The following is a 23182-nucleotide window of genomic DNA, read 5'->3' as shown; positions in this document are numbered from 1 at the left end:
GGCGCGCGGCTCACCCCGCGAAGCAGCGGGCGAGGACCCGGACCAGCGCGTCCAGGGCCCCGGCGTAGGCGTGCCGTGGCGGGGTGGCGTAGCCGACGACCAGTCCGGAGGGGTGCGGGCCCGGAGTTCCCCAGTAGCCGCCGAGACCGGCCAGGGCGAGGGACTCGGTGCGGGCGGCCCGGAGCACCTCGCGTTCCCCGGGGCCCTCCGGCGACCAGCGGATCAGGGTGTGCAGGCCGGCGTTCTCGCCCACCAGCCGCGCCGCGGGCACATGGTCGGCCAGGGCCTGGCGGAGCTGGTCGCGGCGCGTGCGGTAGCCGTCCCGGCACTGCCGGATGTGCCGGTCGTAGGCGCCCGACACCAGCAGGTCGGCGACGATCATCTGGGTCAGCGCCGCGGAGTGCTGGTCGGCGATGCGCTTGGCGCTGGTGATCCGTTCGACCCAGTCGGCCGGTACGGCGAGCCAGGCCAGCCGGAGCCCGGGGGCCAGCGTCTTGCTCGTGGTGCCGGCGTAGATCACCCGGTGCGGCGCCATCGCCTGCAACGCGCCGACCCGGTTCCTGCCGTACTGGAACTCGCCGTCGTAGTCGTCCTCCACGATCACCGCGTCGACCGCCTCCGCCCAGGAGACCAGGGCCCTGCGGCGTTCGGCGGACATGGTGACGCCCAGCGGGTACTGGTGGATCGGGGTGACCACCGCGGCCCGGCCCCGCAGGCCCTCCGGCCGCAGCCCGTCGTCGTCCACGGCGACGGCGTGCGTGCCGAGCCCGGCCAGCCGGATGATGTCGCGGAAGTGGGGGTAGCTCGGGTCCTCGACGGAGACCGTGCCCACCCCCTGCTCCGCCAGCACGGTGGCGATCAGGCCGAGCGCCTGGGTGAAGCCGTGGCAGATGACGATCCGGTCGGGACGGGTGACGACGCCCCGGCTGCGCCCGAGGTAGTCGGCCAGGGCACGGCGCAGCTCCGGGCGGCCCCGCGGGTCCCCGTAGTCCAGCGCCTCCGCGGGAGCCGTGTTCAGCACCCGCTGGGTCGACTTGACCCAGGCGGCGCGGGGGAACAGGGTCACGTCCGGCATGCCGGGCTTGAGGTTGTACTGCCAGGGACTGCGGGCCCCGGGGACCGGGCCGGGCTCCTGGTGCCCGGACGCCGACGGCCGGGTCACCCGGGTTCCGGAGCCCTGCGCGGCCTCCAGGTACCCCTCGGCGATGAGGTGGTGGTAGGCGCTGACGACGGTGCCGCGGGCGACGCCGAGGTCGGCCGCGGCACTGCGGGTGGAGGGCAGGCGGGTCCCCGGCAGCAGCCTGCCGCTCTCGATCGCCCGCCGCAGCGCCAGCACGAGCTGTTCGCTGCGGCCGCGCCGGTGCCGCAGGTCGAGGTCGAGGTGCAGGTCCAGGGGGTGGGTGCGCGCACGCGCACTCACTGCGCGGTCCACCCGCCGTCGACGGCCAGCGCCTGGCCGGTGACGTAGGAGGCCTCGTCGGACGCCAGCCACAGGACCGCCGAGGCGACCTCCTCGGGGCGTGCGAGCCGCCCCAGGGGGATGTTGCGCAGGTAGAACTCGTCCGCGGACGGGCCGCGGTTGCGGCGCGCCTCCTCCAGCATCGGGGTGAGCACCGGGCCGGGGCAGACCGCGTTGACCCGGATGCCCTTCGGCCCGTAGTCGATGGCGGCGTTCCTGGTGAGCCCCACGACCCCGTGCTTGGCGGCGGTGTAGGGGGCCGCGTCGAGGTATCCCACGAGGCCGGCGATGGAGGAGACGTTGACGATGCTCCCGCTCCCCTGGCGCAGCATCGCCGGCACCTGGTGGCGCATCGACAGCCACACGCCCTGGAGGTTGGTGTCCACGATGCGGCGCCAGTCGTCGGTCGCGAACTCGTGCAGTTTGCGGCCGGAACCGGGGACGCCCGCGTTGTTGCAGGCGACGTGCAGGGCGCCGTACTTGCCGAGCACGGTGTCGACGAGGGCGGCGACCTGCTCGTCCCGGGTGACGTCCGCCGGGCAGGCGTCGGCGCTGCCGCCCGCCTCCTCGATCTCGGCGACGGTCGCCTTCAGCTCCTCGGTCCGCCGCCCGGAGACCACCACGTCCGCGCCCCGGCGCGCGAAGGCGAGGGCGATCGACCGGCCGATGCCGGTGCCGCCCCCGGTGACCAGGACGACCTTGCCGTCGAAGGACTTGTCCGGCATTCCTACTCCTTCATCAGGGTCTCGACGGACTGCTGGATGCTCGCGGCGTCCGGCACCACGGTGGACTCCAGCGCCGGGCTGGCGGGATAGGGCACGCCCAGCGAGCCCAGCCGGACCACGGGGGCGCGCAGCGCGCCGAACGCGGCCTCGGTCACGGCGGCGGCGATCTCCGCGGAGGGGCCGTACCGGACCCACGACTCGGTCGCCACGACGACCCGGCCGGTGGCGCGGGCCGACCGCGCCAGGGTGGCCACGTCCAGCGGGCGCAGCGACCGTACGTCCACGACCTCGGCGTCGATGCCCTCCTCGGCGAGGCGTTCGGCGGCGATCAGGGCCTCACCGACCATCCGGGACAGGGCCAGGACGCTGACGTCGGTGCCCGGCCGGACGACCCGCGCCGTGCCGAGCGGCACGGTGTGCTCGCCCTGGGGCACGGGGCCGCTGGTCCTGTAGAGCAGTTTGTGCTCGACCAGCACGACCGGGTCGTCACTGCGCAGCGCCGAGGTCAGCAGGCCCTTGGCGTCCGCCGGGTCGGCGGGCATCACGGTGTGGATGCCGGGCAGGTGCGCGGTCCAGGCCTCCAGCGACTTGGAGTGCTGGGGGCCGGCGTTGACGCCCGCGCCGCCCTGGGTCCGGATCACGACCGGCACCCGGACCTGGTCGCCGTACGCGAAGGGGAAGACGGCCGCGCCGTTGGCGATGCTGTCCAGGGCGAGCGTCATGAAGTCCGTGTACATCATCTCCACGACCGGCCGCAGGCCGCTCATGGCCATGCCGACCGCGGCGCCGACGATGCCGTTCTCCGAGATGGGGGTGTCCAGCACGCGTTCCGGGCCGAACTCGTCGAGCAGTCCCGAGGAGACGCCGAAGACACCGCCGTACACGCCGACGTCCTGGCCGAGCAGGACGACGCGGTCGTCCCTGCGCATCTCCTGGCGCAGGGCGTCGTTGAGGGCGGCGCCGTACGTGGTGTCCGGGTGCTTCGTGTCGTGGTGGGCTGCGTTGTCGTGGTGGGTCGTGTCGTGGTGCGTGTCGTGGTGCGTCGCGTTGTTCATCGGGGGTCCTCCCCGTCCCACTGGGCGGCGTAGACGCGCATGTCGGCCGGGTCCGGCCACGGGCTGGCGGTGGCGAAGGCGACCGCCTCGTCGAGCTCCGCGTCCACCTCGCCGGTGACGCGCGCCAGGTCCTCCGGGGAGGTGCCGGCCGCGCGCAGCCGTGCCGCGGCGAGCTCGACGGGGTCCACGTAGCCCTCCCACTCGTCCTCCTGCCGGTAGCCGCCCCGGTCGGCGCCGGAGAAGGCGCAGTCCCGGAAGGTGACGGCCTCCACCAGGGTCGGCCCACCCCCCGTGCGGGCGCGGACGAACGCGCCCGCGACGGCGTCCCGCACCGCCTCGACGTCACTGCCGTCGACCCGGACGGCGGGCACGCCGTACGCGGCGCCCCGGCGGTGCAGCTCCGTCTCGTACACGTGGCGGTCGAGGCGCACGCTGAGTCCGTACCCGTTGTTCTCCACCAGGACGACCACGGGCAGCTGCCACAGGGCCAGCATGTTCAGGGACTCGTTGAAGGCACCGGAGTTGACCGAGCCGTCGCCGGTGACGCACAGCGTGACCCGCCCCTCGCGGGCACGCTTGTGGGCCAAGCCGTGGCCGACCGCCAGCAGCAGGGAGTGGCCCACGATGCCCGACGGTCCGAGGAGGCCGTGGTCGCGGTCGCCGACCAGCATGTGGCCGCCGCGTCCCTTGCCCTGTCCGCCGGCCCGCCCCATCATCTCCGCCAGGGTGGGGCCGAGCGGCAGCCCGCACCCCACGTACAGCGCGTGCGGGCGGTGGGTGGCGGTCACGAGGTCGCCCCGGTCGAGCACCGACGTGGCGCCGATGCCGACCGCCTCCTGCCCGATGCCGAGGTGCATGGGCCCCTTGATGAGGCCCGCCTCCTGGAGGGCGGGGATCCGCTCGTCCAGCCGTCTGGCCAGCGTCATGCGCCGGAACAGCTCCAGCGGGGTGTTCGTGAGAGTCGTCGACTCCGGTTCTCGTGTGGAGGTGTGCATGGGTGATCAGCCAACCTTCTCGAGCGTGATGGGCTGGGGAACGGGCCGCAGCCGGCGGCGGAGCGGAGCGACCAGGGCGAGGCCGGCGACCAGGCCGGCGACGCCGAGGCCCGCGCAGGACCACCACAGGGCGCCGGGTCCCAGTGAGGCGTACAGGTGCGCTCCCGCCGGAGGGCCGACGAACTGGGCGGCCGAGTACGACCAGCCGAACGTGGCCTGGTAGCGGCCCTGGGCGTGTTCCGGGGCCAGGTCGGCGACGAGCGAGCCGACGAAGCTCGCCGCGCCGATCTCGCCGAGCGTCCAGACGCACACCGTGACGAGGTACTCGGGCCAGGTGTCCGCCAGGGCCGTGGCGGCGATGCCCAGGCCGAACACGAGCCAGGAGACGCTCAGCACGACCAGCCGGTCGTACCGTTCCAGCCAGGCGGACAACAGGGGCTGGGTGACGCCGATGATGACGCCGCTGACCAGGAAGACCGCCCCGTAGGCACCGGCGCCGAGGCCGTCGTCCCGGATGGCCAGGGGCAGCCCGACGGTGATCTGCGCGGCCACCACGCCGTTGACCAGGTTCAGCGCGGTCAGCGCCAGGAGCAGCCGGTCGCGCAGGGCCCCGGCACCGGGCGCGTCGCCGCCGGACCGGGTCCGCCGGGGGGCCGGGCGGTCCGCCGGCAGCAGCGCCGCGGTGACCACGGCGAACGCGGCCGTGGTCAGGGACTGCACCAGGAACAGGGTCCAGTAGCCGTGGCTGGTGAGGATGCCCGCGATCAGACCGCCCAGGGCGACTCCGAGATTGACGGCCCAGTAGATCAGGCTGTAGGCGCGGGGCCGGTCCGCCGGGGACACCACCCGGGCCACCACCGCGGCGGCCGCGGGCCGGTAGACGTCGGCCACGACGCCGACCAGGACGGCGGCGGCAAGGATGGCCGGAAGGCCACGGGCGCAGCCGAGCAGGGCGATGGACGCGGCACTGGCCGACAGACCACCGACCAGCACCAGCCGCGGGCCGAAGCGGTCGGTGAGCGAGCCGCCCAGCGGCTGGGACGCGAGTCCGCCGGCACCGACGGCGCCGAGGACGAGTCCCGCGTCCCCCGCCGACATCCCCTGCTGCCCCAGATACAGCACCAGGAACGGGACGACCATATTGCCGATGCGATTGACGAACTGTCCCGCGAAAACAATCCAGAAACTTTTCGGAAGCCCTGCAAGACGGGCCACCGTGGTTAACTTACGCATCGAACTCGGAACTGGGCGTCATGAGCCTCCCCCGACCCATTCAATTGAATTGCGGATGCAGCCCGTCGCGGCTCTTCGCCTCAACGGAACCGTACAAGACCGAACGAGACGAGTCCATGCTCGCCAGGCCATCTGTAATCTTTGTCACCCGTCCTTTGACGATCTGTCAAACACCTTTTGAACTGGGCGACTTGACAGCTCGGAGTGGGGCAACTGGAATCGAAACCTTGGATTCGGTTATCTCGCCACATCATCACTCGACATCGCACCGAAGGGTATCCACAGACGTGACAACCCGCCATATAGCCCTTGTTGACACCTATGCCCTTTCCTGGCGGCTGGCGGACGCCTTCTCCACCGCCGGTTTCACGCCGATCAGAGTGCAGAGCACGCCGGAGGTACCGACGCTCTACGCCGGGAAACCGGACCCCTTCCCCTACTCGGTCGACCTGGTGCACCACGGAGACGTGCGGGAAACGGCGGAAAAGATCGCGGAGTTCAAACCGGTCGCCGTGATGGCGGCCGGCGAACTCGGTGTGGAGCTGGCGGACGCGCTCGGCGAGGCGCTCGTCGCCGCCGGACTCGACCTGCCGGCCAACGGCACGGCGCTGAGCCGGGCGCGGCGGGACAAGTTCGAGATGATCGAGCGCGTCAAGTCCAGCGGGCTGCGCGGCGCCGAGCAGATCCGGGTGCGGGACGAGGAGCAACTGCGTCAGTGGCACGAGCGGCTGGGCCGCCGGGTCGTGCTCAAGCCGCTGCGCAGCGCCGCCAACGACGGGGTGACCTGGTGCGACACGCCGGACGCCGCGGTGGCCGCCTTCCGCGCGCTGACCGGACGGCGCAACATCTTCTCCGAGCCCGACGACGGTGTGGTCGCCCAGGAGTACCTGGTGGGCGCCGAGTACCTGGTCAACACGGTGAGCCGGGACGGCCGCCATCACGTGACCGACGTGTGGAAGACGCACCGGATCAGCGCCAACGGCGTGCTCGACCTGGCCGTGGCCTGCCATCTGCTGCCCCGCCGCGGCGAGGTGCAGGACCAGGTGGTGGAGTACGGGCTGCGGGTGCTGGACGCGCTGGGCATCCGGCACGGTCCCGCGCACATCGAGGTCAAGCTGACGCCCGACGGTCCCTGCCTGGTGGAGGTGGGGGCCCGGATCTCCGGCCTGGACCTGCCCGGGTTCACCCAGCGGGCCACCGGTGCGTCGCAGATCAGCTGGAGCGTCGACGCCTACACCGACCCGCAGCGGTTCCACGCCCGGTGCGGCGAGGACTACGTGGTGCACCGCAGTGTCGCCTGGGCCGCCATGGTCTCGCCGGTGCGCGGCCGGCTGCGCGCCTACCGCGGCATGGAGGAACTGGCGTCCCTGGAGAGCGTGGAGAGCGTCCGTCCCCTGGTCTCCCCCGGCGAGTCGCTCAGCCCGACCGTGGACGACTCCACGTACCCGGTGACGCTGTCGCTGGCGCACGACGTCGACGAGGTCCTGCTGCGCGACCTGGGCACGGTCCGCTTCCTCGACGGCCGCGGCTTCTACGAGCTGGAGGACGAGCCGGGGGCCTGACGGCCCCCGGCGGGCGGCCCCGGCCGGGACGCGGTCCCGGGCGGGGCCGCGCCGCGGGTCGGCCGCGCCGCGCACCCGCGGCTGCGGCACTGCGGCCTCGTCCGCGGGCGGGGACGAGGCCGGGGCCCCGGCGCGGCGGGGGGCCGCGGCCGGACGGTGACCCGGGGCGCGGATCAGGGCGTCGGCTCCCAGACGAGTTCCAGCGGCTCGGCGGGGTCGATCTCGTACAGGCTGACGCGCTCGGCGTGCGGCGCCACCCGCTCGGCCAGCTCGTCGCGGGCGCGCAGCAGCGTCTCGGCCGTGATGACCGAGGAGATGCCCTCCAGGAGCAGTACCGCGTCCCGGGTGGCCTCGGTGACCTTGGTGACGTCGGAGTCGCGGTGGTTCCAGTGCCGGGTCATCACCTGCGAGCCGTCCGCGTAGATCACCTCGCCCGTCAGCGGCGTCTCGGTCCTGTCCGGTTCGCCGAGCGGGACGTAGCCGTCGTCGGGTCGCGCGTGGCGCAGCTCGATGCCGGTGCGGAAGGCCGCGAGGTCGAAGCCGCCCGTGGGCAGCATGTAGGTGAGGGACACCAGGTTGCAGGTGTCCACGAGCGAGGAGACCCGGGGCAGCCGGCCGGACTTGCGCAGCCGCCGGCTGAGCGCGTCGATGCTGGGGCGGGCCCGCCGGGGGTTCGTCCCGAAGCTGCGCAGCAGGTCGTGCCAGGCGGCGATGGCGGCCTCGTCCTCGGTGGGCAGTTGCCGGCGGCCTTCGCGCACGTCGGTCTCGAGGGCGGCCAGCGCCTCCTCCGTCCCGGGCCAGGGCTCGTTGTTCTTGATGCCCTGGGCCAGCAGGAAGACGGTGCGGCACTCGGGGTAGCGGGCGGCGATCTCCGGCGACATGGCGACGGTCAGCCGGCGCGGCCCGGGGCCGGCGCTGTCCGGGTCGTACGACTCAGTCATAGGGGTGTTCCTGGGTGTTCCTGGGGGCGGCGGGTGGTCGGGCGGGGTGCCCGTGCGGGGGTGCGGGGGCGGGGCGTTCAGGATGCCGCGCGTTCCTTGGCGATCGCTCGCGCCATGCCGTCGACGGTGAGGTCGTCGAGGATGTCCTCCGCCTCCAGGTAGACGTCGAAGTCCTCCTCGATGCGGGTGAGCAGGGAGATCAGCAGCAGCGAGTCGCCGCCCAGCTCCGGGAAGGCGACGTCGTGCGGCACGTCGTCGCGCTTGAGGAGGTTCTTCCAGAGCCCGGCCACGGCGGTCGCGACGCTCTGGGTGTCCACGGTCGGCTTGTCGGTCATGTCATTTCCTGCCTGTCGCACGGATGGTCACGGACGAGGGAGATCACGGCGGTGCCGGTCACGGGGCGTGGGGGCCGAGGGGTTCGAGCCGGTCGGCGGTCGCCTCGCGCACCGCGTCCCGGTTGACCTTGAGGTTGCGGTTGAGGAGGGGGCTGCCGGCGGCGAGGGGACCGGGCAGCAGCGCCAGGCGGCGGACGTCCTGGGCGCGCCCGAGGCGGGTGTTGAGCTGGTCGATCCGCGGCCGCAGCGACGCCCCGGCGGCCTCCTGGTCGCCCTCGCACCAGGCGACCGCGGCCATCCCGCCGCCGTCCAGCGGGTACAGGCAGACCTGGGTCACGCCCCGGGCGCGGGCCAGCTCCTCCTCCAGGTCCTCCAGCTGGAGCTTCTGCCCGCCGGTGGTGATGATCAGGTTCTTCTTCCGCCCGCGCAGGACGAGATGGCCGTCCTCGTCGAACGTGCCGAGGTCACCGGTGGCGATGGTGTCGTCGCCGCGGAACACCTGGGCGACGCTCTCCGCCGGCTCGCCCTCGTAGCCGACGCACAGGTGCCGGTCGTGGCGGACGGTGACCTCGCCGTCCCCGGAGAGGGAGACGGTCCCGGGGTAGACCTCGCGGCCGACCGAGCCGATCTTGTTGGCGCCGGGGCGGTTCCAGGTGAGGAAGCCGATCTCGGTCATGCCGTAGATCTGGTACAGCTCGAAACCGGTCCGCGCGAAGAACTCCAGCATCCCGTCCCGCACCGGCGCGGACCCGACGAGCATCAGGCGCATCGATCCGCCGTACATCTCGTGCAGTTCGCGGAAGACCCCGCGTCGCCAGTGCCGGCGCATCCGCTCGGACGGCAGCAGGGAGGCCAGCACGGCGACGGACTCCAGCCGGGCGCGGCGCCGGGGGTCCATGGCGCGGTAGCGGTTCTCGACGAACTCGTAGAAGTTCGGCGGGCCCAGCAGGACGGTCGGCCTGGTGGCCTGGAGGGCATCGACGAAGTGCCCGACGGTGGTGAGCACGACGCCGCAGTCGTTGCGGATCGCCAGGTAGCACAGGTAGCGCTGCTGGAAGGTGGAGAGCGGCAGGGCGATCATGACGCGGTCGTCGCGCCGGAAGGGGTACGCCTCCGTGTGCGCCTCGATCAGCGCCGCCACGCCCGGCCAGCCGAGCAGCAGGCACTTGACGCGGCCGGCCGTCCCGGAGGAGAAGGCGAGGGTGAACACCTCGGCGTCCCCGGCGGGCAGGCGCTCCCCCTGCGGAGCGGGGGCCGGGTCCAGCGGCTTGACGGCGAGCGGCTCGCTCAGCACCGTCTCCAGGGCGGCGACGGACACGTCGTCGGAGGCGGCGCGGCCCTCCTTGCCCGCGAACACCGCGGACAGGCCGTACTGCCGGCAGAGGCCGGCGTTGTCGCGGCCCTTGAAGTCGGGGACGGGCAGCGCGACCGGCACGGCACCCAGGTTCAGCAGCGCCAGGTCCAGGACCAGCCACTCGTAGCAGTTGTGCGCGCGCAGGCCGATCCGCATGCCGGCCCGGATGCCGCCGTGGCCGAGCCGCTCGGTCAGCTCGGTCACGTCACGGTGCACCTCGGGCCAGCCGACGAAGCGTGTCCGGCCCCGGTGGTAGAGGTGCACCCCGCCGGTCCGGGCGCGGCCCAGCCAGTCGATGACGACGCCGGCGCCGCGCGGGGCGGGCGCCGGTCCGGTGGTGCCGGCGGCGAGTTGTGCGTCCATCAGCTGCTACTGCTCCTACCTGGGATGACGAGGACGGTGCCGTGGGACGGGCGGCGTGCGGGGCGGGTCACCGGGCTCGCCGCGCGGCCCGGCCGGCCGCGACGAATCCGCAACACGCCAGTGCCCCCACACCCGCGCAGCACAGCCAGAGCATGCGGGTGTCGGTGCCGTACAGGAAGGTGCCGGCCGCGGGGCCCAGGCCGAACGCCACCGCCTGGACCGTGGACAGGTAGCCCTGGTAGCGGCCGACCCGGTCGGGGGGCGACAGGGCGGCCGTGGCGCTGCTGACCACGGGCGAGAAGAGCATCTCGCCGACGGTCCAGATCACCACGCCGGCCGCGACGGCGGCGTAGGGCCGGGCGGCCCCCGACAGCACGATGCCCACCGTCATCAGGACCGTGCCGGCCAGCGCCGGGATCCACCAGGCCACCCTGCGGGTCAGTCCGCTCAGCGGCATCTCGCAGAGGATGACCAGGGCGCCGTTGAGGGTGAGGAGGTAGGCGTAGGCGTCGGGGCCGTGCGCCTCGGAGACCGACAGCGCGACGGTCGAGTTGTACTGCACGTACACGGCGGTGATGGCCACGATCGACAGGTAGAAGACCACCAGGCGCGGCGGGATGCCCGCGTCGGTCCCGGTGCTCTTCGGCCGCACCCGCGCGGCGCCGCGCACCGAGGGCAGCCCGACCGCCAGCAACAGGCTGAACAGCGCGTACATGCAGCAGCTGATCAGGAACAGCGGGCGGATGCTGTGCTGGGCGACGACGGCGGCGATCAGCGGCCCGACGGTGGACCCCAGGTTCAGGGCGAGCCGGAAGAACGCGAAGACGGGCACCCGGTCGCGCTCTTCGGTGTGGTCGACCAGGAGCGCCGAGGCGGCCGGCAGGTAGGCCTGGGCGAAGAGGGCCGCGCCGAACACCCCGGCCAGCGCCACCGTCTTGTTCGGTGCCGCGGCGATGACGCCCAGCCCGCACGAGGCGAGCAGGGTGGAGCCGACCAGTGAGGTCTTCCGGGAGAGCCGGTCGGAGGCCCATCCGCCCATGAGGGAGCCCAGCGGGGTGGCGACCCCGACGGCGAGCAGGATGGCGGGCATCTCCCGCGGCGTGAAGCCGAGTTGCTGCAGGAAGAGCACGAGGAAGGTGGCGAAGAACGAGCCGGCGCGATTGAGGAAGACGCCGGTGACCAGCACCCACACCGGTCGCGGTGCGTGCCGGACGATCGCGGCGATCGACCGGGGTTTGTCCTCCGCCGGGCGCGTGCCCGCCTCCTGGCCAGTACTCATACGGCGCCCAGCGACTCGCCTTCGATCACCACGTCCGCCTCGACGGCGTCGCGCCGGGCCAGGCACTCCTCGCGGTCCGCGCCGCTCACCACGGCGAAACCGACCCGGGACAGGAAGCCGTGGGGCGGGAGCCGCACCTCGGTGCCGGCCGGGAGGAACGTCACGAACCGGTCGAGCCCGGGGTACGCGTCGGTGTCGCGGGCCAGCCGGACCCGGTCGACCCGCATGTCCTGCCGGGGGTAGAGCATGCTGATGGCCGCCACGCCGGTACGGGCGCCCGGCAGGTCGGGCTGCCGCCCCACCGCGATGTCCGCCGACGCCCCGGCGAGGTCGGTGCCCTGGGCGAGCGTGCCCAGCAGCGGGATGAGGCCCCCGCCCAGCCGGACGTTGATCTCGATGATGCGCGGCCCGCGGCCGGTGAGCCGGAACTCGGTGTGTGTGACCAGGTTGTCCAGCCCCGCGGCCTTGTGCGCGTCGACGACCAGGGAGAGCGCCTCGTCCAGCCCGGGATGCGGCGCCGGGGGCACGATGTGGCCGAGCTCCTCGAAGTACGGGGCGAAACCGACGGCCTTCTCGGCCACCACCACGGGGGTGGTCACGCCCTGCCAGGTGGCGCAGTCCGCGCTGAACTCGGGACCGTCCAGGTACTCCTCCACCAGGACGCCCGCGATCCGGGAGGTGGTGCCGTCGGAGGCGCTGGCCTCGGCGGCGACGGTGAACGCGGCGACGAGCTGCGGCTCGTCGTCCACCCGGACCACCCCGATGCTGCCGCCGAGCGCGCGCGGCTTGAGGACCACCGGGTACCCGATGCCGGCGGCCGCGGCGCGGGCCGCGTCGACGTCATGGGCGACGGCGAACCGCACCGGCCCGAGCCCGGCCTCGGTGAGGCAGGCGCGCAGGGCGCTCTTGTCCTTGCACCGCCGGACGGCCTCGGGGTCGGTGTGGGGCACGCCCAGCGCGCGGCCGATTTCCGCGGTCGATTCGACCAGCGCCTCGTCATAGGTGAGCACCCCGTCCGGGGACTCCTCCCGGGCCACCCGGAGCAGTTCCTCCGAGTCGTCCGGATCTATGCGATGAAAGCCTTTGACATAAGGCTCCTGCCAGGTGATCTCGCGCCCTTCGACGAGGATTACGTCGACGCGCTCACTGATCGCCTTGAGGGCGTACTCCCGGAATGGCCGGCCGCCACTACCGATAAGCAGGAGCTTCTTCCTGTTCATGGCCCACACCTCACCATAGACATTGAATGACTGTCAACGCGTCCTGTCACCAGGTAGGTTGAGGGTCACCTCGGACAAATCCAGATCGGCCGAAAATGCTGGAACCGCGCGCCGGGAACCGCGTCGGGGATGTGCGGAAGCCCGCAATCCGTGAAGTCCGGAAGAATTCCCCGGGGCCGTTCCCGGAGTTCACCGGACGACGGTTGTCCCGGTGGCCCGGGCCAGCACGGCGCACTGTTCGTCCAGGGCCCGCCGGCCGACCGTGGACTGCGGGGCGGCGGCGTCGAATCCGTGGAAGGTGCCGGGTAGGTGGTGCAGCCGCACGGAGACCCCGGCGGCCAGCAGGCGGCGCCCGAAGTCGATCCCCTCGTCGCGCAGCGGGTCGAACTCGATGGTCATCAGGTAGGCCGGGGGCAGCCCGGACAGGTCGCCGGCCTCGGCCGGGGCGGCGTACGGGGAGACCTTCTCCGGCTCGTCGGTGCCGAGGTAGTGCCGCCACATGTGCACGTTGTTCCGGGCGTGCCAGCCCGGGGTGGCGTCGAACTCCCGCATCGACCGGGTCCGCATGGCGTGGTCGGTCACCGGATACAGCAGCATCTGGTGCCGGACGGCGGGGCCGTCGAGATCGCGGGAGGCCAGCGTGACCGCCGCGGTGAGGGCACCGCCCGCGCTCGTCCCGCCGACGACGACGCGCCCGCTGTCGACGCCCAGTTCACCGGCGTTCGCCACCACCCACAGCAGGGCGTCGTAGCAGTCCTCGAAGGCGCACGGGAAGGGGTGCTCGGGCGCGAGCCGGTAGTCGACGGAGACGACGGTGACGCCGGTGCGCCGCGCGTACGCGCGGCAGCGGTCGTCCTCGGTGTCGAGGTTGCCGGTGACGAAGCCCCCGCCGTGGAAGAAGAGCAGACAGGGGGCCGGAGCGTCGCCGCCGGGACGGGTGTAGACGCGCACCGGGATGTCCGGCGCCCCCGCACGCGCCGGGATCCGGCGGTCCGTGACCGTGAGGCCGTCGTCCGGCGCGTTCCGCCCGCGCAGGGCCCGGGAGATCCGGTAGGCGCGGCGCAGCGCCTCCCGGGACTCCTGGGGGCGGCCGTAGTCGAGGTCGGGTTGCAGCTCGGCGACGCGGACCAGCTCGGGGTCGAGACCTTGGGGCACGATGATGGGCACGGGCGTTCCTCAGCGGCAGCGGGCTTGATGGATCAGGGGGTCGGGGCGCCGGAGGGGCCCCGACGGGTCCGGACGGTCGCCGTCCGGCCGTCCGCGGTGACACGGCGGTCGGAGAAGGCCGGGAAGTCCGCGCGCGCCCGTGCCACCTCGGCCCGGTCGAAACAGGCCTCCAGCACGGCCGCGCCGGCCTCCGCCTCGGCGACGACCTGCCCCCGGGGGTCGACGGCCATGCTGTGGCCCCCCAGTTCGGTCGCGCCCTGCCGCCCGGCGGCGTTGCACGCCAGGACCCAGGCCTGGTTCTCCAGGGCACGGGCCTGCAGCAGCAGCCGCCAGTGGGCGATCCGGGCGGCCGGCCAGGCGGCGGCCACCACGAACACCTCGGCGCCGTCCTCCGCCAGTACCCGGAACAGCTCCGGGAACCGCAGGTCGTAGCAGGCGGCCAGGCCGAGCCGGCCGACCGCGGTGTCCTGGGCGAGCAGCGTGTCGCCGTGGGACAGCAGGGCCGTCTCCCGCGACTGGTGCCCGAAGAGGTGCACCTTGCGGTAGGTGTGCAGCAGTTCCCCGGCGGAGCCGAAGAGCAGGCTGGTGTTGTACAGCCGTCCGTCCGGGGCGCGTTCGACGACGCTGCCGGCGTGCAGCAGCACCCCGGCCGAGCGGGCCGCCTCGCTCAGCGTCCGGGCGGTCGGCCCGTCCAGCGGCTGCGCGGTCCGCTCGTAGTCGTCGAACGCGAAGTAGCCGGTGGCCCACAGCTCGGGCAGGACGACGAGGTCCGCGCCGCGGTGCGCGACGACCTGGTCGCACACCGCGGCCACCCGCCGCTCCACCGGCTGCCGGTGATCCACGTCGGCCTGGAGGAGTACGGCTCGCATGATCTTCTCTCTCGGTGCGGGGTCAGCACATCCGGGCGACGACGAGGAAGGCGTCCAGCGGCCCGAGCGTGCCGCGGAACATGGCGTCCAGCTCCGGATTGCCCGTGGTGGGAAGCTCCCCGTACAGCTCGTCCAGGGTGTCGTAGGCGTTGCGCAGCGTCAGCGTCCCCGGTTCGAGGATGGTGCGCTGGCCCAGCCAGGTGGCCAGGTCCACGCCGCACTTCTCGACCCCCTCGGGCAGCGGCGTGCCCGGGGCCGGGAACACCGCGCCCCCGTCGGTCAGGCCGAGCATGAGCCGGTAGAAGATCGGGCTCTCGGTACGCGCCGTCAGGTAGACCGGCAGGTGCTCCGGGCACTGCGGCAGGACGTGGTGCACGATCCGCTCGCGCATCAGCTTGCGCATGGTGCCCTTGGACTGGCGCAGCGGGACCATCCCCGTGGAGTCCAGGTAGATGATCACGTGCTCGTCGAACCGGAGCAGGTGGTGCCCGGTCCAGCCGACGAACGCCCCGTTCTCGTCACCGACGAGGACGAACTCGGCCAGCCGCTCCAGATAGCCCTCCTTGCTCCGCTGCGCCCAGTAGGGCGTCATGTCGGCGCCGAAGGACTGGGTGGTGACCGGGACCAGGGCGTCGTAGACCCGGTGGTGCGCGGAGACGGTGAGCGTCTTCCCCGGTTCCTCCACCACGTACGCCGTGAGCCCGCCGTCGAGACCGACGGTCTGGCACCGGTGGACGGCGTCTGCCAGCACCTCGCCGATCAGCGGCAGTTCCCTCACGGCGGCAGAGGTGACAGTCATCAGTGGCTCCCCATCGTCGAAGGCGTCGGATCAGGCGAAGACGGTGCCGTGCGCCGACGCGGTGCCGCCCGCCAGTTCGCCGCCGTCGACGATGAGCTGCTGACCGGTGATGAAACGGGCGTCGTCGGAGGCCAGGAAGAAGAACGCGGACGCGATCTCCGCGGGGTCCGCGTGCCGGTTGGCCGGGATCTTCGCGTTGACCTCGGCGAACATCTCGTCGGTGTACTCCGCCCGCTGCATCGGCGTCATCACGTAGCCGGGGCTGACACAGGCGGTGCGCACGTGCGGCGCGAGCTCCAGGGCCAGGCTGCGGGAGAGGGCCAGTACGGCCGCCTTCGAGGCGTTGTAGTCGGCGTAGTACGGGTAGCCGGCCGAGCCGTTGGTGGAGGCCGTGGCCAGGAGCACACCGCGGCGCGCCTTGATCATGTGGCGCGCCGCGGCCTGCCACAGCGCCATCACTCCCATGACGTTGATGTCCATCAGCTGCCTGATGTCCTTCTCCGTCATGTCGACGAACGTGCGCCGCAGGCTGATGCCCGCGTTGGCGACGACCACGTCGATGGAGCCGGACTCCTCGGCCACGCCGTCCACGGTGGCGCGGACGGCGTCCCAGTCGGTGACGTCGGTCTTGATCCACCGGCCCACCGCGTCCTCGGCGGCGGGCTTGCTGAGATCGAGGTTGACCACATGGTCACCGGCGTCGGCGAAGCGCCGGGCCGTGGCCAGACCGATACCGGAGGAGGCGCCGGAGATGACGACTGTGCGAGCGTTCATGGTTCCTTAACCGAAGGTGTAGGTGAGGTCGGTGGGCAGGTGGTCGAAGTGCCGGGTGAGCGAGTCCCGGTACTCCGCGCCCTTGGTCAACGCGGCCCGCAGCCGGGCGATCTCGGTCGGGTCGGCGTCCCACAGCACGCTGTGCAGCGCCCTCGCCAGGTCCGTGAGGACCTCGCGGGATGCCCCGATGAAGTCGTCCGTCAGGGGGAACTCCACGTCCTGCGGGTGTTCCTGGAGCCAGCCCAGGGTGAGCACGGCGGCCGCGCTGTCGGCGAAGTGATGGTAGCGCCGGGACAGGTAGCGCACGAGTTCCGCGGTGAACGCGGTCCCGAGCTCCGGCCGGGGTCCCATGGCGTGTGCCGTCAGCAGGCCGAGGACGTCGGCGTACGCCTCCTCCAGGGCCATGCGCTCGAAGTAGCTGATCTCCGAGGGGGCCTCACCCGCGCCGGGCACGGAGGCACGGCGCCAGAAGTGGCCCAGGTCGTGGCAGCGGAACCAGCGCAGCGACATGCGCAGCACGTCGTCCAGCCGCTCCTCGGCCGTGCCGTCCTGCACGTCCTGGAGCAGCGGCAGGGAGCAGCGGCGCATCCGCTCCCGGTGCACGTTGGCGAAGACCACGGTGAACTCGGGCCCGAGGACCGAGGACTCGGCGGCCTCCAGCGGGAAGAAGTGGGCGAAGTTCTTGTGCCCGGAGACCGACTCCCCGCCCGCCAGCAGCAGGTTCATGATGTGCATGGTGGGGTGGATGTCCTGGACGGACTTGACCTGCTCGCCCAGGATCCGGGCCGCCTCCTGCTGCATCTGCCCGATCCGGCCGTTGACCGTGTCGATCTCGGTCTGCAGCTCGGGGCAGGGGACGGTGACCAGCAGGCCGATCGGGGAGGCGACGTCCCGCATCGCCCAGGTGCCGATCGGCCCGCAGTACAGCCACGGCTCGCCGGGGGCCGGCTCCAGCAGCGTCACCGGCTTCCATTCCTGGCTGTCGGCGTAGATGACGATGCGTTCGGCCGCCTGCCGGGCGTGTTCGACGGCCGTGCGGGCGGACTCCGCCTTCTCCTCGTCGGCGAAACGGTTCAGCGTCGCGGCCGCCGCCTTGAAGAGGCCGGCGACGCGCTCGGCGTGCTCCTCGTCCGAGCCGGTCACGGTGGGAACGTCCAGCGCCGTGGCGCTGTCGAGCAGCAGTTTGGCCCGTACCAGGTGCTCCCAGGTGTCCGGGAACTGCTCACGCAGCCCGGCGTACTCCGGGTCGATCCGGAAGGCGGCGACGACCGGTTCTTCCCGGTGCCAGAACGGGAATTGGTGGAGGGTTTCGCGGAGCGGGATGTCGAGACTGGCGCTGCGCACGTGCGGCTCTCCCTAAGTGATGGCTCGTCTTAGCCGGCGTTCGCCTGTCCCATGGCCGCGGCGGTCGCCGACGGCGCGGGACGGCCCACGGGCTGGGCGGACTTCTCGGAACCGGACGCACGCTCGACCGGGGTCAGCGAGGCCGACCACTTCTTGCGGTTGGCGAGGAAGGCGAAGACGTGTCCGAGGTACTGGACGGTGAACCACAGGGGCAGGAACGCGGCGAAGGACGGCGCCACGCCGGTGTCGACCCAGCCGATCACGGCCCAGGTGACCACGCCGGTGGCGGCGTTGAGGGCGACGGTGGTCGACAGGTCCGTCTGCTGCTGGCCCCAGTCCGCGGCCTTCGGCTTCAGGACGGTGCCCAGCAGCAGACCGGTGAGGACGGCGCCCAGGAGACCGGCGCCGCCGGCCTGCAGCATGTCCGTCGAGGTGACGGCGCGCGGACCGATGAGGAAGTAGTACATGACACCGAGTGCCACGCCCACCACGAGTCCGGGCAGGTGCATGGACGGCTTGCGCCAGTGCAGCGGGGCGGCCATCTCCAGGTCGCGGGCGCCCGCGGGGTTGCGGTAGACGGGCGGGAAGATCAGGCCGGTGAGGTTGATGTAGGGACGGGCGGCGTCCCCGGCCGTCGCGATGATCCGCTTGTCGTAGAGGATGCTGCCGATCACGTTGTAGACGTTCAGCACCACGGCCAGGACCAGCAGGTCGGTGGTCATGACGGGCAGGCAGAAGAACATGCCGAAGAAGGCCGTGTGGACCGGGAAGCGGATCCAGCGCCGGCTGCCGACCTTCCAGTTGATCAGCTTGGGGCCCTGGGCGCCGGCCGCCTGGGAGACCAGTGTGGTGGAGCCGAAGGCCAGTCCGCAGTCGTACTCGAACAGGTGCAGCTGCCAGTACCACAGCCACGAGGCGACGGCGAGCGCGTACATGATGACCATGGACGCGCCAGTGAGTTCCCAGACCACGTCGCCCGTGTGCTGCCACAGCGCGGCCGCCACGAGGATGTACACCACGTTGGAGAGGGACTCCACGGAGCGCCAGGCCAGCGCCTCGATACCGGTCTTCGCCTTGACCAGGCGCTTGACACGGAGGGTCGCGAGACCGGAGTGCTGAACTCCGAATCCGACGACGAGGAGCGCGTCGATGAGTAGCTTTCCGGATGATTGCATGGACCATCCACCCCCTGAGATTTGAGGTTGGCGCCTGGCTGCGACTATGGAGCAGGCGGCACAAGAAACGCACAGCCCGGGTGAGGGGAGCTGTGCGTCGTTACGGAGAGTAGCTTCATGCAGGCGAGTCCCGACCGGATGGACCGCCGTCAAAAAAATTACCTGTGAATCGATCAACGAGTCAACGGTTTTCGGTTAAGGGAATGCGAACGCGCCCTGCCAAGTGACGGCAATGACGAAAATGCGCCGCGAAAGCCGGGGATCCGGACATCACGCCCACGGCACACGAGCCAGGCGGGACGCGCCCGGAAACCCTTGCGGTGCACGACATGGGCATGTGTACAGTCCCCGGTGTGACCTCAACGGACAGTGTCTCAAGCCTCCTTGACGAGGAGCTGGTCGAGGCCGAGCGGCGTCAGCCCTTTGTCTCCTTCATTGATCCACTCAAGGCGCGGCGCAACTTCAGGCGGGCGGTCTCGCTCTCGCGCGCGCTGCGCGGATCCGGTCCCGACGAGGGAAATGTCAAAGTCGAGGACACCACCTTCGACGTGCCGGAAGATGGCCGAAAAATACCTGTCCGAATCTATGCGCCGCATGGCGCAAAACAATCGGATTCCCTTCCCGTTCTTCTCTACATGCACGGCGGCGCCTTCGTGGCGGGAGATCTTGACACCGAGCACGACCGTTGCGTCCGGTTCTCCCGGGAGGTCGGCGCAGTCGTGGTGTCCGTGGATTATCGACGGCCGCCGGAACACCCCTTTCCGGCCGCACTGGAAGATTGTTACGCGGTGCTGTGCCAGGTGGCCGGCGGGGCCGGCCCGCGCGGCTGGGACGGCACGCGCGTCGCGGTCGGCGGCAGCAGCGCGGGAGGCAACATCGCCGCGGGGCTGGCCCTCCTGGCCCGCGACCGCTCGGGCCCGCGCATCGCGCTGCAACTGCTGCTCTACCCGGCCCTGGACGACCGGCTGACCTCGCAGTCGTTCCAGCGCTTCCCCCGGGCCTCCGGCTGGGACGTCGAGGACAGCCCCCTGATGTGGCGGCACTACCTGGGGGACGCGGCGCAGCCGCACGAGTACGCGGCGCCGGCCCGGCGCGCGCACTTCCACGGAGTGGCCCCGGCGTACGTGCTGGTGGCCGAAGTGGACGCCTTGCGCGACGAGGGGATCGACTACGCCTGCCGCATGATGCGCGACGGCGTCCCGGTCGAACTGCACTGTTTCGCACGGACGTTCCACGGCTTCGACCTGGCGGCCCCGCAGGCGGAACTCACCCGGCAGGCCCTCGACGACCAGACCGCCGCACTCAAAGCCGCCTTCGCCCGGCCGAGCTGACCTCGCCCCCGCGTCCACACCGAAGGTTGGAACCGATGAACACGGCCATGTCCGCCGCCGCCCGTGCTCAGCACATCGGCAGGGAGTCCCCTGTCCGACAGGCGCACCGACGGCTCGTCTTCTGGCACCACGACGAACCCCGCCTTCACCTCGCCCGACTCGATCCGGCGCACACAGCGCTGCGGAACCGTTTCCCCAACTCCTGGCAGCACCTGCTCCGCGTCCAGGCCCTGCTGGACGCCGCGGCACTGCTCGACCTGCCCGCCACCGTCCTGCCGGACCAGCAGTACGCCGAGCAGGTCGCCCCGCTCCTGCGCGCCGCCGCCCGGGAGCTGTCCGAGGTCGCGGACGCGGAGCGGAACTCCTCCGCCCGCCTGGCGGCCGACGCGCTGTCGGCGTACGCGGGTTCGGGGCAGTGGCAGCCCGCGCCCCCGGCCTCCGCCGGCCCCGGCACCGGCGACGACCCCTGGGTCGGCGTCGGCCCGGCTCCCGCCGCCTCCGGGGCGCCGGACGACGGCCTCTCCGCACGGCACGGCCGGGTCCCGCCGTGCCTGCTCGTCGCCGCTCCGCACGGCGAACTGCAGGCCGAGGCGGACGCCGTGGGCGCCCGGCTGGACGAGCTCCGGCGCGCGGCGGGCGGCGTCCTGGGCGAGGACGCCGCCGACCGGGCGGACGGGCGGCCCGGCTTCGCCGTCGCCGATCTGCTGCTGGCCGGCGGGGTGACGCTTTCCGGCCACTGGGACCTGACCCCGCTGCGGCCGCCGGGCCCGGTGGTGCTCTTCGCCAACGTACGGCGTCACCGTCTGCGACAGGCCCTGGCCTCGGCACCGGAACGATCCGCCGAGGACCTCGACACCTCCCTGCGCCGCTCGCTCCGGCGCAGCGTCGCCCAGGTCGCGGCGCACGGGTGGCGCCGGGCGTCGCTGGCGGGCGCCGGGGCGCCGGCACCCGGGCTGAAGAGCTTCGAGCGCGCCGGGTTCGAGGAGGCGTACGCCGTGCTGCTCGGCGTGCTGGCGGCGGCGGAGTCCACCGGCACGCCCGACCCGCTGCGCGACATCGTCGAGGAACTGACCCCGTACACGGAGCTTCCCCACCAGGACGCCGCCGACACGGCCGCGGCCCTGCTGGTCATCGGCCGGCTGCGGCAGGGCCACTCCGCGTGGAGCCGCCCGCTCACCCCGGAGGCGGTCGCCGCCGCCCGCCCGGCGCTGGAGAGCCTCGTCCGCTCGCTGCACGCGGCGCTGTGGGAGGCCGACGTGTTCGCCCTGGCCGAGGTGCGTGCGGCGTTCGCCGCCGGAGTGCAGCACCGGGCCCGGTCGGCGGTGCAGGAGCCGCTGCCCCCCGTGGAGTTCGGCTGGACCTTCGGCTGACCCTCCGCCTCAGGGGTCCTCGCCGCCGCGAGGACCCGCCGTCCGACCGCGCCCTCCCACCGACAGGCTGACTCCACGCATGACGAAGCACATCGCCTTCCTCGAAAGCAACCTGACCGGCAGCGGGTACGAGGCCATGGCCGCCGCCCGGGCCGCCGGCCACCGTGTCACCTTCCTGACCCAGGACCTGGACCTGTACCTGGCGCCCGGTCACGAGAAGCTGGACCCGGCCTGGCTGGACTCCGTCGTGAGCTGCGACACCAACGACCCGGACAGCGTCGTCGCCACCGTCAAGAACCTCGACCGGCAGGTCGACGCGCTGCTGGCCGTCGGTGAGTGGCACATGATCTGCGCCGCCGACGCGAGCCGGTCCCTGGGGCTGCCCGGTCCCTCCCCGGACGGGGTGCGGGCGGCCCGCGACAAGTCCCTGACCCGGCGGCTGTGCGCCGCGGCGGGGGTGCCGATCCCCCGTTTCGCCCGGGTGACCGACCCGGACGAGGCGTACCGGTGGGAACTGCCCTACCCGTGCGTCGTCAAGCCCCTGGACGACGCCGGCAGCAACGGCGTGCGCCTGTGCGCGTCCGCCGCGGAGGCCGCCGCGCACATCGGCGCGCTGCTGGCCGACACCCACAACGAACGCGGCCAGCGCAAGATACCCGCCGCCCTGATGGAGGAGTACGTCGACGGTCCCGAGGTGAGCGTCGAGATCCTGGTGCACGGCGGCACGCCCACCGTCGTCGCGCTGACCTGGAAGGAGCTGAGCCGGCCGCCCTACTTCTTCGAGACGGGGCACCACGTGCCGGCCGACCTGGACGGCGACCTGGCCGACCGCTGCGCCCGGGTGGCCACCGACGCGCTGCGGGCCGTCGGCTTCGACCTGGGCGCGGCCCACGTCGAACTGCGGCTGGCGGCCGACGGTCCGCGGCTGATCGAGATCAACTGCCGGCCGGCCGGTGACCGCATCACGCACCTGGTCGCCCTGTCGACCGGCGTGGACCTCTGCGCGGAGCTGGTGCGGATGCACCTCGGACCGTGGACCCCGCCCACCGTGACCACCCGGCAGGCCGCGGCCATCGCGTTCCTGCCGGCCGACCCCGGTGACGTCCGGGCCGTGCGGGGCGCCGGCCACGCGCGCCTCGCGGAGGGCGTCACGGACGTCAGCGTCTACGTGAGCGCGGGCGACCACAGCCGGCCCCAGCTCAACAACACCGCCCGCCACGCCCACGCCATCGCCGTCGGCCGCACCGGCCGGCAGGCGCTGGACCGGGCCCGCGCGTCCCTGTCCCGACTGCACATCGACACCGGCACCGAGGCGGTGTACGCCCCCCGCTGACCGGGTGGCGGCCCCCTCCAGGGCCCGCCCGGCCCCCACGTCGCCGACGGCCCACGGAGACCCCTCCCAGGGGCCTTCCGAGGCGGACGGGAGGGCCGGGCGGGCCCTGAGCCGGTCCGGGAGGGGGCGGGACGGACCGGGCAGGCTCCAGGGCCGCCTCGCAGACGCGCGGGACGGACCGGGCAACCTCAAGGGCCGCCCCGGAACGGACGGAGGGCGGGCGGAGCCCCGGGCCGCCCCGACGACGCACAGGACGGGCCCGGCAAGCCCCGAGGCCGCCCCCGCGACGGACGGAGGGCCCGGGCCCGCCCCAGGCCGCACCAAGGACGCACGGGAGGGCCCGGCGAGCGAGGCCGCCCCGCGACGGAGGGAAGACCGGGCAAGCCCCGAGGCCCCCCGACCACGCACAGAACGGCCCGCCAAGCCCCGCACCCACCCCGACCACGCACAGAACGGCCCGCCAAGCCCCGCACCCACCCCGACCACGCACAGAACGGCC

20 protein-coding genes are annotated in these 23182 nt (G+C 72.7%); 4 read left to right on the top strand and 16 right to left on the bottom strand.

Going from position 1 to position 23182, the window contains the following annotated elements:
• Positions 1 to 10: 10 nt before the first annotated feature.
• From pdxR to ACFF45_RS08310, 5 genes are read right to left on the bottom strand one after another with little or no spacing between them, the layout of a single operon-like run.
• A complete protein-coding gene (gene pdxR / locus ACFF45_RS08330) occupies positions 11 to 1420 on the bottom strand; it encodes a MocR-like pyridoxine biosynthesis transcription factor PdxR (RefSeq protein ID WP_381344008.1) in 1410 nt (469 codons plus the stop codon).
• Entirely contained in the window at positions 1417 to 2184 is a 768-nt protein-coding gene (locus ACFF45_RS08325) for an SDR family NAD(P)-dependent oxidoreductase (protein WP_381344006.1), read from the bottom strand. The genes pdxR and ACFF45_RS08325 overlap by 4 nt, the downstream gene beginning before the upstream one ends.
• 2 nt (positions 2185 to 2186) lie before the next feature.
• A complete protein-coding gene (locus ACFF45_RS08320) occupies positions 2187 to 3239 on the bottom strand; it encodes an alpha-ketoacid dehydrogenase subunit beta (protein WP_381344004.1) in 1053 nt (350 codons plus the stop codon).
• Positions 3236 to 4234: a thiamine pyrophosphate-dependent dehydrogenase E1 component subunit alpha gene (locus ACFF45_RS08315; protein ID WP_381344001.1), complete on the bottom strand. Its 999-nt coding sequence runs from the start codon at positions 4232 to 4234 to the stop codon at positions 3236 to 3238. The genes ACFF45_RS08320 and ACFF45_RS08315 overlap by 4 nt, the downstream gene beginning before the upstream one ends.
• A gap of 6 nt (positions 4235 to 4240) precedes the next feature.
• Positions 4241 to 5467, bottom strand: a complete 1227-nt coding sequence (locus ACFF45_RS08310; RefSeq protein ID WP_381343999.1) for an MFS transporter — start codon at positions 5465 to 5467, stop codon at positions 4241 to 4243.
• A 287-nt stretch (positions 5468 to 5754) separates the two neighbouring features.
• On the opposite strand from ACFF45_RS08310, the gene ACFF45_RS08305 reads away from it, so the two are divergent.
• Positions 5755 to 7029, top strand: a complete 1275-nt coding sequence (locus tag ACFF45_RS08305; RefSeq protein WP_381343997.1) for an ATP-grasp domain-containing protein — start codon at positions 5755 to 5757, stop codon at positions 7027 to 7029.
• Between the two features lie 173 nt (positions 7030 to 7202).
• Here the strand turns inward: ACFF45_RS08305 and ACFF45_RS08300 are convergent, their stop codons facing one another.
• The 11 genes from ACFF45_RS08300 to ACFF45_RS08250 form a co-directional block, all read right to left on the bottom strand.
• Complete coding sequence (locus ACFF45_RS08300) at positions 7203 to 7970, bottom strand: B3/B4 domain-containing protein (RefSeq protein ID WP_381343995.1); 768 nt, start codon at positions 7968 to 7970, stop codon at positions 7203 to 7205.
• 77 nt (positions 7971 to 8047) lie between these two features.
• The gene (locus tag ACFF45_RS08295) at positions 8048 to 8305 is read right to left on the bottom strand and encodes an acyl carrier protein (RefSeq protein ID WP_381343992.1); all 258 of its coding nucleotides are present in this window, start codon (positions 8303 to 8305) and stop codon (positions 8048 to 8050) included.
• A 58-nt stretch (positions 8306 to 8363) separates the two neighbouring features.
• Positions 8364 to 10022, bottom strand: a complete 1659-nt coding sequence (locus ACFF45_RS08290) for an AMP-binding protein (protein WP_381343989.1) — start codon at positions 10020 to 10022, stop codon at positions 8364 to 8366.
• A 67-nt stretch (positions 10023 to 10089) separates the two neighbouring features.
• The gene (locus ACFF45_RS08285; protein ID WP_381343987.1) at positions 10090 to 11301 is read right to left on the bottom strand and encodes an MFS transporter; all 1212 of its coding nucleotides are present in this window, start codon (positions 11299 to 11301) and stop codon (positions 10090 to 10092) included.
• Positions 11298 to 12521, bottom strand: a complete 1224-nt coding sequence (locus tag ACFF45_RS08280; protein WP_381343984.1) for an ATP-grasp domain-containing protein — start codon at positions 12519 to 12521, stop codon at positions 11298 to 11300. The genes ACFF45_RS08285 and ACFF45_RS08280 overlap by 4 nt, the downstream gene beginning before the upstream one ends.
• 189 nt (positions 12522 to 12710) lie before the next feature.
• Positions 12711 to 13688 carry an alpha/beta hydrolase gene (locus ACFF45_RS08275; protein ID WP_381343982.1) on the bottom strand — a complete coding sequence of 326 codons (978 nt, stop codon included), beginning with the start codon at positions 13686 to 13688 and terminating at the stop codon, positions 12711 to 12713.
• 32 nt (positions 13689 to 13720) lie between these two features.
• The gene (locus ACFF45_RS08270; protein ID WP_381343979.1) at positions 13721 to 14557 is read right to left on the bottom strand and encodes a nitrilase-related carbon-nitrogen hydrolase; all 837 of its coding nucleotides are present in this window, start codon (positions 14555 to 14557) and stop codon (positions 13721 to 13723) included.
• A 22-nt stretch (positions 14558 to 14579) separates the two neighbouring features.
• Complete coding sequence (locus ACFF45_RS08265) at positions 14580 to 15356, bottom strand: hypothetical protein (protein WP_381343976.1); 777 nt, start codon at positions 15354 to 15356, stop codon at positions 14580 to 14582.
• 30 nt (positions 15357 to 15386) lie between these two features.
• The gene (locus ACFF45_RS08260; RefSeq protein WP_381343974.1) at positions 15387 to 16130 is read right to left on the bottom strand and encodes an SDR family NAD(P)-dependent oxidoreductase; all 744 of its coding nucleotides are present in this window, start codon (positions 16128 to 16130) and stop codon (positions 15387 to 15389) included.
• 6 nt (positions 16131 to 16136) lie between these two features.
• Positions 16137 to 17474, bottom strand: coding sequence for a DUF8614 domain-containing protein (locus ACFF45_RS08255; protein WP_381343972.1), 1338 nt, complete (start codon positions 17472 to 17474; stop codon positions 16137 to 16139).
• Between the two features lie 29 nt (positions 17475 to 17503).
• Positions 17504 to 18649: a hypothetical protein gene (locus ACFF45_RS08250; RefSeq protein WP_381343970.1), complete on the bottom strand. Its 1146-nt coding sequence runs from the start codon at positions 18647 to 18649 to the stop codon at positions 17504 to 17506.
• 353 nt (positions 18650 to 19002) lie between these two features.
• Here ACFF45_RS08250 and ACFF45_RS08245 point away from each other — a divergent pair, with 353 nt between their 5' ends.
• From ACFF45_RS08245 to ACFF45_RS08235, 3 genes are all read left to right on the top strand, one after another.
• The gene (locus tag ACFF45_RS08245; protein WP_381343967.1) at positions 19003 to 19980 is read left to right on the top strand and encodes an alpha/beta hydrolase; all 978 of its coding nucleotides are present in this window, start codon (positions 19003 to 19005) and stop codon (positions 19978 to 19980) included.
• A gap of 35 nt (positions 19981 to 20015) precedes the next feature.
• Complete coding sequence (locus tag ACFF45_RS08240; protein ID WP_381343965.1) at positions 20016 to 21350, top strand: hypothetical protein; 1335 nt, start codon at positions 20016 to 20018, stop codon at positions 21348 to 21350.
• A gap of 79 nt (positions 21351 to 21429) precedes the next feature.
• Positions 21430 to 22683 carry an ATP-grasp domain-containing protein gene (locus tag ACFF45_RS08235; protein WP_381343962.1) on the top strand — a complete coding sequence of 418 codons (1254 nt, stop codon included), beginning with the start codon at positions 21430 to 21432 and terminating at the stop codon, positions 22681 to 22683.
• The last annotated feature ends 499 nt before the right edge of the window (positions 22684 to 23182 follow it).

It is taken from the genome of Streptomyces cinereospinus (assembly GCF_042430725.1).
Taxonomy (GTDB): Bacteria; Actinomycetota; Actinomycetes; order Streptomycetales; family Streptomycetaceae; genus Streptomyces; species Streptomyces cinereospinus.
This window is presented reverse-complemented; position numbering and strand designations above follow the sequence as displayed.

Excerpts from the sequence above, each read along its gene's own strand:
- ACFF45_RS08290 (WP_381343989.1), bottom strand. The coding sequence starts at position 10,022 with ATGGACGCACAACTCGCCGCCGGCACCACCGGACCGGCGCCCGCCCCG.
- ACFF45_RS08280 (WP_381343984.1), bottom strand. The coding sequence starts at position 12,521 with ATGAACAGGAAGAAGCTCCTGCTTATCGGTAGTGGCGGCCGGCCATTC.
- ACFF45_RS08310 (WP_381343999.1), bottom strand. The coding sequence starts at position 5,467 with ATGCGTAAGTTAACCACGGTGGCCCGTCTTGCAGGGCTTCCGAAAAGT.
- ACFF45_RS08265 (WP_381343976.1), bottom strand. The coding sequence starts at position 15,356 with ATGACTGTCACCTCTGCCGCCGTGAGGGAACTGCCGCTGATCGGCGAG.
- ACFF45_RS08315 (WP_381344001.1), bottom strand. The coding sequence starts at position 4,234 with ATGCACACCTCCACACGAGAACCGGAGTCGACGACTCTCACGAACACC.
- ACFF45_RS08240 (WP_381343965.1), top strand. The coding sequence starts at position 20,016 with ATGAACACGGCCATGTCCGCCGCCGCCCGTGCTCAGCACATCGGCAGG.
- ACFF45_RS08295 (WP_381343992.1), bottom strand. The coding sequence starts at position 8,305 with ATGACCGACAAGCCGACCGTGGACACCCAGAGCGTCGCGACCGCCGTG.
- ACFF45_RS08260 (WP_381343974.1), bottom strand. The coding sequence starts at position 16,130 with ATGAACGCTCGCACAGTCGTCATCTCCGGCGCCTCCTCCGGTATCGGT.
- ACFF45_RS08250 (WP_381343970.1), bottom strand. The coding sequence starts at position 18,649 with ATGCAATCATCCGGAAAGCTACTCATCGACGCGCTCCTCGTCGTCGGA.
- ACFF45_RS08320 (WP_381344004.1), bottom strand. The coding sequence starts at position 3,239 with ATGAACAACGCGACGCACCACGACACGCACCACGACACGACCCACCAC.
- ACFF45_RS08235 (WP_381343962.1), top strand. The coding sequence starts at position 21,430 with ATGACGAAGCACATCGCCTTCCTCGAAAGCAACCTGACCGGCAGCGGG.
- ACFF45_RS08270 (WP_381343979.1), bottom strand. The coding sequence starts at position 14,557 with ATGCGAGCCGTACTCCTCCAGGCCGACGTGGATCACCGGCAGCCGGTG.
- ACFF45_RS08285 (WP_381343987.1), bottom strand. The coding sequence starts at position 11,301 with ATGAGTACTGGCCAGGAGGCGGGCACGCGCCCGGCGGAGGACAAACCC.
- ACFF45_RS08300 (WP_381343995.1), bottom strand. The coding sequence starts at position 7,970 with ATGACTGAGTCGTACGACCCGGACAGCGCCGGCCCCGGGCCGCGCCGG.
- ACFF45_RS08325 (WP_381344006.1), bottom strand. The coding sequence starts at position 2,184 with ATGCCGGACAAGTCCTTCGACGGCAAGGTCGTCCTGGTCACCGGGGGC.